This is a genomic window from Rhodoblastus sp., assembly GCF_041915505.1.
In the GTDB taxonomy this organism is placed as follows: domain Bacteria; phylum Pseudomonadota; class Alphaproteobacteria; order Rhizobiales; family Beijerinckiaceae; genus Rhodoblastus.
The window spans coordinates 1-6,448 of record NZ_JAYSBG010000202.1 but is presented as its reverse complement, the minus strand read 5'-3'; the positions used below and the strand labels follow the sequence as shown (position 1 = coordinate 6,448).

The window sequence follows — 6,448 nt, the reverse complement described above, 5'->3', positions numbered from 1 at the left end:
GGCTCTATTCGCTGAAGCTGGTCAACTGGCACTTCTGGATCGCGACGATCGGCATCGTGCTCTACATCACCGCGATGTGGGTGTCCGGCATCCTGCAGGGCCTGATGTGGCGCGCCTATACCTCCAACGGCTTCCTGGAATATTCCTTCATCGAAACCGTCGAGGCCATGCACCCCTTCTATGTGATCCGCGCGGCGGGCGGCGGCCTGTTCCTGATCGGCTCGCTCATCATGGCCTTCAACTTTTACAAGACGCTCGCTTCGCCCGAAGAGGCCGAAGCCCCCGAAGCCAAACCCGCGCTCGCGCCGGCCGAGTGAGGAGCAGACCATGTCCCTTTGGAAACATCACGCGATCTTCGAAAAGAACAGTCTGGTTCTACTGGTCGGCATTATCATCGTCATCGCCATCGGCGGCCTCGTCGAGATCGGTCCGCTGTTCTATCTGAAGAGCACGATCGAGACGGTCGACGGCGTGCGGCCCTATACGCCGCTCGAACTCGCCGGCCGCAACATCTACGTCCGCGAGGGCTGCTATCTCTGCCATTCGCAGATGATCCGCGCCCTGCGCGACGAGGTCGAGCGCTACGGCCATTATTCGCTGGCGGCGGAATCGAAATATGACCATCCGTTCCAGTGGGGCTCCAAGCGCACCGGGCCGGATCTGGCGCGCGTCGGCGGCAAATATTCCGACGACTGGCAGCGCGACCATCTGAACAACCCGCGCGCGGTTGTTCCCGGTTCGGTGATGCCGCGCTACGCCTTCCTGGCGACCACTCCGCTCGACGCCGCGCATATCCAGGAGGACATGCAGGTGCTCACCCTCGAGGGCGTGCCCTATACGCCGGACATGGTCGCCAAGGCCAAGGCCGACATCAAGGCCCAGATGAGCCCCGACGATCCGTCCGTGGCCGATCTGGTCAAGCGCTATCCGAAGGCGGTGGCCCACGCCAGCCTCGGCGGCGACGCCGGCCCGACCGAACAGGACGCGCTGGTCGCCTATCTGCAGATGCTCGGCACGACGGTTGATTTCAAACTGTTCGACGACAAAGCCAACTGGCGCTGAGGGGCGATATGGACTTCGAAGCCATTCTCGGACCGCTGAAACTCTTCAGCCTGCTCTCGGTCATCGTCGCGTTTATCGGCGTCGTCGCCTTTGCGCTGTGGCCGTCCAAAAAGAAAAGCTTCGACGAGGCCGCCCGCCTGCCGCTGAACGAGGATTGAACGATGGTTGACAACACGCATCAGGACATTGACCCAGCCACGGGCACGGCGACCACCGGCCATGAATGGGATGGCATCAAGGAGCTGAACACGCCGCTCCCGAAATGGTGGCTCTATATTCTCTACGCCACCATGATCTGGTCCGTCGGCTACTGGATCCTCTATCCGGCGATTCCGCTGCCCGGCGGCCATACGCGGGGCATGCTCGGCTGGAGCGCGCGCGGCGCGGTCACCGCCGATCTGCAGGACCTGCAGGGGCAGCGTTCGGAAATGGTCGCCAAGCTCAACGGTTCGACCCTGCAGCAGATCGCCGCCGATCCGAAGCTGGCCGAATTCGCCCGCGCTTACGGCCGTTCGGCTTTCTACGTGAACTGCGCGCCCTGCCACGGCGCCAATGGTCAGGGATCGCGCGGCTATCCGAACCTCACCGGCGACCGCTGGCTGTGGGGCGGCAAGCTCGAACAGATCAGCCAGACGATCACCCATGGCGCGCGCTCTGGCGATCCTGACGGCCATGAAGGCAATATGCCGGCCTTCGGCAAGGACGGCATCCTGACCAAGGAGCAGATCGACCAGGTCGCGAATTTCGTCTTCTCGTTGTCGCACCCGACCAATGAAGACGTCTCGGCCGGCAAGAAGATCTTCGCGGATAATTGCTCGCCCTGCCATGGCGACAACGCCAAGGGCAATCCCGATGTCGGCGCGCCGAATCTGACCACCAAGATCTGGCTCTATGGCGGCGACAAGGCCACGATCATCGAGACGCTGACCGGCGGTCGCGGCGGCCACATGCCGGCCTGGGGCTCCAAGCTCGATCCGGCCACGATCAAGTCGCTCACCGTCTTCGTCCATTCGCTGGGCGGCGGCCAATAATAATGACAGTGGGGCGAAGCGGCGCCGGGCGCCGCTTCGCCCTTACTTTTTACTTGTGATATCGCTCTTCGGGGCGCCGGGCGCAGGCTGAGCAGCGTCCGATAAAGGGCTGAAAGACGCGGTTTTCCGGGAATGGCGCGATGAGGCGCCTCGCGGGAAGGGTTGGAGCCTCCGCTCGATGCGGGCCTGCGACAAATTCGCGCGCAATTTACTCGACTCGGGTCGCCGTCTTCGGCTTATAAGGGGGCAAATGACGCGCCGCGCCCGCCGATGCGCGCGGCAAAGCTGTTCGAGATGGCGATATGAGCGCAATTCCTGGCCTGGGTCTGAAAAAGCCCGCCGCCGCGACGTCCGGGTCCGACGAAGACGTCGAGCTTTACGAGTCGCGCAAGCAGATTTACCCGCAGAGCATTTCCGGCAAGTTCCGGAACATCAAATGGACGCTGCTCGCCGTCGGCATGCTGGTCTATTATTTTCTGCCTTTCGTGCGCTGGGACCGTGGACCGGACCAGCCGTCGCAGGCGGTGCTGGTCGATCTCGGCAATGGCCGGTTCTATTTCTTCGGCATCGCGATCTGGCCGCAGGAAGTCTATTATTTTACCGGCCTGCTGATCCTCGCCTCCTTCACGCTCTTCCTCATGAACGCGGTCGCCGGCCGCATCTGGTGCGGCTATCTCTGCCCGCAGACGGTCTGGACCGACCTGTTCCTGCTGATCGAGCGCTGGACCCAGGGCGACCGCCGCGACCGGATGAAAAAGGCCAAACAGCCCTGGACGCTCGAAACCGTGGTCGAGGCGATCCTCAAACATTCGCTCTGGCTGATGATCGCCTGGTGGACCGGCGGCGCCTGGGTGCTCTATTTCGCGGACGCGCCGACGCTGGTGAAACAGCTCGCGACCTTCCAGGCGCCGGCGCAGGCTTATATCTGGATCCTGATCCTGACCGCTTCGACCTATCTGCTCGCCGGCTTCGCGCGCGAGCAGGTCTGCATCTACATGTGTCCCTGGCCGCGCATCCAGGCCGCGCTGACCGACGAATGGGCGCTCAACGTCACCTATCGCGTCGATCGCGGCGAGCCGCGCGGCTCGGTGAAAAAGGCCAAGGCTCTCCGGCTCGAAGGCAAGCCCGCGGGCGATTGCGTGGCCTGCGACCAATGCGTCGTGGTCTGCCCCACCGGCGTGGACATCCGCGAAGGCCTGAACATGGGCTGCATCCAGTGCGGCCTGTGCATCGACGCCTGCGACAATGTGATGAAGAAGATCGGCCGTCCGACCGGGCTGATCGGCTATGACACCGACATCAACGTGCAGCGCCGCGCCGCAGGCCTGGAGGCGTTGAAGCCGCAAATCTTCCGCGCCCGCACCCTGGTCTATGTCGCGCTGATCCTCGCGGTTTCCGCCGCCATGGCGTTCTCGCTGGCGACGCGCCGCAGCCTCGGCGTCGACGTGATGCACGATCGCAATCCGATCTTCGTGACCCTGTCCGACGGCTCGGTGCGCAATGGCTTCACCGTGCGGGTGCTGAATCCGAAAGGCTATGAGCGCGCGTTCAAACTGTCGCTGGAAGGCCTGCCGCAGGGCAGGCTCACGGTGCTGGGCGAACCGGCCGGCGACGAGGCCGGCGTGCCCGTGGTCGCGCCGCCGGATCAGACGCTGGAGCTGCGCGTGATGGTCACGGTTCCGGGCGACGTGCAAATGCCGCAGAGCACGCCGATCCAGATGGTCCTGACGGATGCGAAAACCGGCGAGCGAGTCGCCAAGGCGGATTATTTCAAGGCGCCCTGAGCCGAACGGGCGCGTGGCGGGAACGAGAGTCGAGGGACAGGCTATGGCGAAGGAAGAAAGCGACTATCATCCCGCCGGCCGGCCCCTGACTGGCCGCATGGTCCTGGCGATCCTCGCGGCCTTTTTCGGCGTGATGCTCGCGGTCAATTTCATCTTCGCCAGCTATGCGGTGAAGACCTTCAGCGGGTTGGATTCGGACAATCCCTATGACAGCGGCCTCGCCTATAACAAGGAGATCGAGGCCGCTCGGGCGCAGGCGGCGCTTGGCTGGACCGTCGATCTCACCCGCACGCAGGAGGCCGGCGGCTCCCAGGTGACCGTCACGGTCAAGGACAAGGCCGGACAGCCGGTCGCCGGGCTCGACGCCGCATTGCATTTCTATTTTCCCGCCACGCGCAAGCTCGACCGGCAGGTCGTCGCCGCGGCGGTGGCCGAGGGCGTCTATTCCGGCGCCGCCGCTCTGGCGCCGGGGCGCTGGGATGTCGAAGTGGATCTGAGCCGCGACGGCCAGCGCCTGTTCCGATCCCGCAATCCGCTGATCGTCGAGTAAAATGGCCGTCTCGCCCGATTATTCGCATTTCGTGAAGACCGATGCGGACGGGCGCTCGCGGCTCGATCTGGCGATCGACGGCATCACCTGCGCCGCCTGCCTCGACGATATTGAAACGGCGATGAAGCGCCTGCCGGGGGTGATGCTGGCGCGGCTCAATCTCACCAGCCATCGTCTCGCCGTGACCTTCGACGCTGAGACGATCGACGCCGGCCGGCTGACCAACGCGCTGGAGACGATCGGCTATCGCGCCTATCCCTTCGAGCAGCGCAAGGTCGAGGCGGACGAGGCGGCGCGGTTCACCTTGCTGCTGAAATGTCTCGGCGTCGCGGTTTTCGCGGCCATGAACATCATGCTGCTGTCGATCTCGGTCTGGTCGGGCGAGGCCACGACCATGCCGGAGGAAACCCGCGATTTCTTCCATTTCCTCTCGGCGTTGATCGCCTTGCCGGCGGCGGCCTATGCCGGCCAGCCGTTCTATGTCAGCGCCTGGACCGCGTTGCGCCAGGGCCGGCTCAACATGGACGTGCCGATCACCATCGGCGTCTCGCTCGCGCTGGCCTTGTCGGTCTATGAGACCAAACACCACGCCGAACATGCCTATTTCGATTCAGCCATCATGCTGTTGGCCTTCCTGCTGGCGGGCCGGGTCATGGATCAGGCCATGCGCCGCAAGACGCGCGCGGCGGCCGGCAATCTCGCCGCGCTGAAAGGCGAAAATGCCTTGCGCTTCACGCCCGGCGCGGCGGAGGACGAGGACAATCTCGCGCTCGTTCCGGTCGCCGCGCTGGCGGAAGGCGATCGCGTGCTGGTGCGCGCGGGCGAGCGTGTTCCGGCGGATGGAATCGTCGAGAGCGGCGCGAGCGCGGTGGATGAAAGCGCGATCACCGGCGAGACGCTTGGCAAGCCGGTTGCGGCGGGCGACAATATTTACGCCGGCTCGATCAATGGCGAGGGCGCCCTGACGCTTCGCGTGACCGCGCCGGGCCATGCCGCTTTGATCGACGAGGCCGCGCGGCTGATCGACGCCGCCGGAGCGGCGCGCTCGCGCTATATGCGGCTGGCGGATCGTGTGTCGCGGCTTTATGCGCCGGTGGTGCATCTCACCGCGTTGACCACCGGCCTGGCGTGGTGGGCTTTCGGCGCCAGCCCGCACGACGCGCTGGTCATCGCCATATCCGTGCTGATCATCACCTGTCCCTGCGCCTTGGCGCTGGCCGTGCCGACGGTTCAGGCCATGGCTTCGGGCGCCTTCTTCCGCTCCGGCCTGTTTCTGAATGACGCGGCCGGATTGGAAAAACTGGGCGAGATCGATCAGGTCATTTTCGACAAGACCGGCACCCTGACCTTGCCCGAACCGCGCGTGGTCAATGTGGCGGAGATTCCGCCCGATCTGCTCGAACTGGCCGGACGGCTGGCCCATTCGAGCAGCCATCCGCTGGCGCTCGCTCTCGCCCGTTCGGCGCGCGCCGCCGCGCCGCTGGCCGAGGCGCGCGAGACGGCCGGGCAGGGCGTTGCGGCGCCTTATGGCGATGGCGAGGCGCGGCTGGGTTCGGCCGCCTTTTGCGGCGCCGAGGCGGCGGGCGGCGAGGCCGACGCCAGCGCGATTTTCGTGCGCGCCGGCGCGCGTTGGGCGCGGCTGCTGATCCGCCAGACTCTGCGTCCCGACGCCGGCAGGGTCGTCGCCCATTTGCGCGCACGGGGCCTCAAGCTCGCCATTCTGTCCGGCGATCGACCGGAGGCGGTGGCGCCAATCGCGCGCGAATTGGGGATCGAAACCTGGCGCGGCGGGCTGAAGCCGGCGGAAAAGATCGCGTTCATCGAGGAGCTTGCGGCCAAGGGGGCGAAAATCCTGATGGTCGGCGACGGGTTGAACGACGCCCCCGCGCTCGCCGCCGCCCATGCCTCGCTGTCGCCGATCGACGCGGTTCATCTCACGCAAACCCAGGCCGATGCGGTCTTTCTCGGCGAAAAGCTCGCCCCGGTCGCCGCCGCGCTCGCCATAGCCGGTCAGGCGCGCG

General features: G+C 65.4%; 7 protein-coding genes. All 7 read left to right on the top strand.

The genetic code is table 11. From position 1 onward, the window contains the following. A partial coding sequence (locus tag ACE3S9_RS12805; protein ID WP_374546853.1) for a cbb3-type cytochrome c oxidase subunit I occupies positions 1-317 on the top strand: 317 nt, incomplete at its 5' end. A gap of 10 nt (positions 318-327) precedes the next feature. Next, positions 328-1,062, top strand: coding sequence for a cytochrome-c oxidase, cbb3-type subunit II (gene ccoO, locus ACE3S9_RS12800; RefSeq protein ID WP_374546852.1), 735 nt, complete (start codon positions 328-330; stop codon positions 1,060-1,062). 8 nt (positions 1,063-1,070) lie between these two features. Then, positions 1,071-1,220, top strand: coding sequence for a cbb3-type cytochrome oxidase subunit 3 (locus ACE3S9_RS12795; protein ID WP_374546851.1), 150 nt, complete (start codon positions 1,071-1,073; stop codon positions 1,218-1,220). Positions 1,221-1,223: 3 nt separating this feature from the next. Then, positions 1,224-2,093, top strand: coding sequence for a cytochrome-c oxidase, cbb3-type subunit III (ccoP, locus tag ACE3S9_RS12790; RefSeq protein ID WP_374546850.1), 870 nt, complete (start codon positions 1,224-1,226; stop codon positions 2,091-2,093). Positions 2,094-2,395: 302 nt separating this feature from the next. After that, a complete protein-coding gene (gene ccoG, locus ACE3S9_RS12785) occupies positions 2,396-3,877 on the top strand; it encodes a cytochrome c oxidase accessory protein CcoG (protein WP_374546849.1) in 1,482 nt (493 codons plus the stop codon). 43 nt (positions 3,878-3,920) lie between these two features. After that, positions 3,921-4,427: a FixH family protein gene (locus ACE3S9_RS12780; protein WP_374546848.1), complete on the top strand. Its 507-nt coding sequence runs from the start codon at positions 3,921-3,923 to the stop codon at positions 4,425-4,427. A 1-nt stretch (position 4,428) separates the two neighbouring features. Next, positions 4,429-6,448: heavy metal translocating P-type ATPase (locus ACE3S9_RS12775; protein ID WP_374546847.1), on the top strand; the 2,020-nt coding region annotated here is incomplete at its 3' end.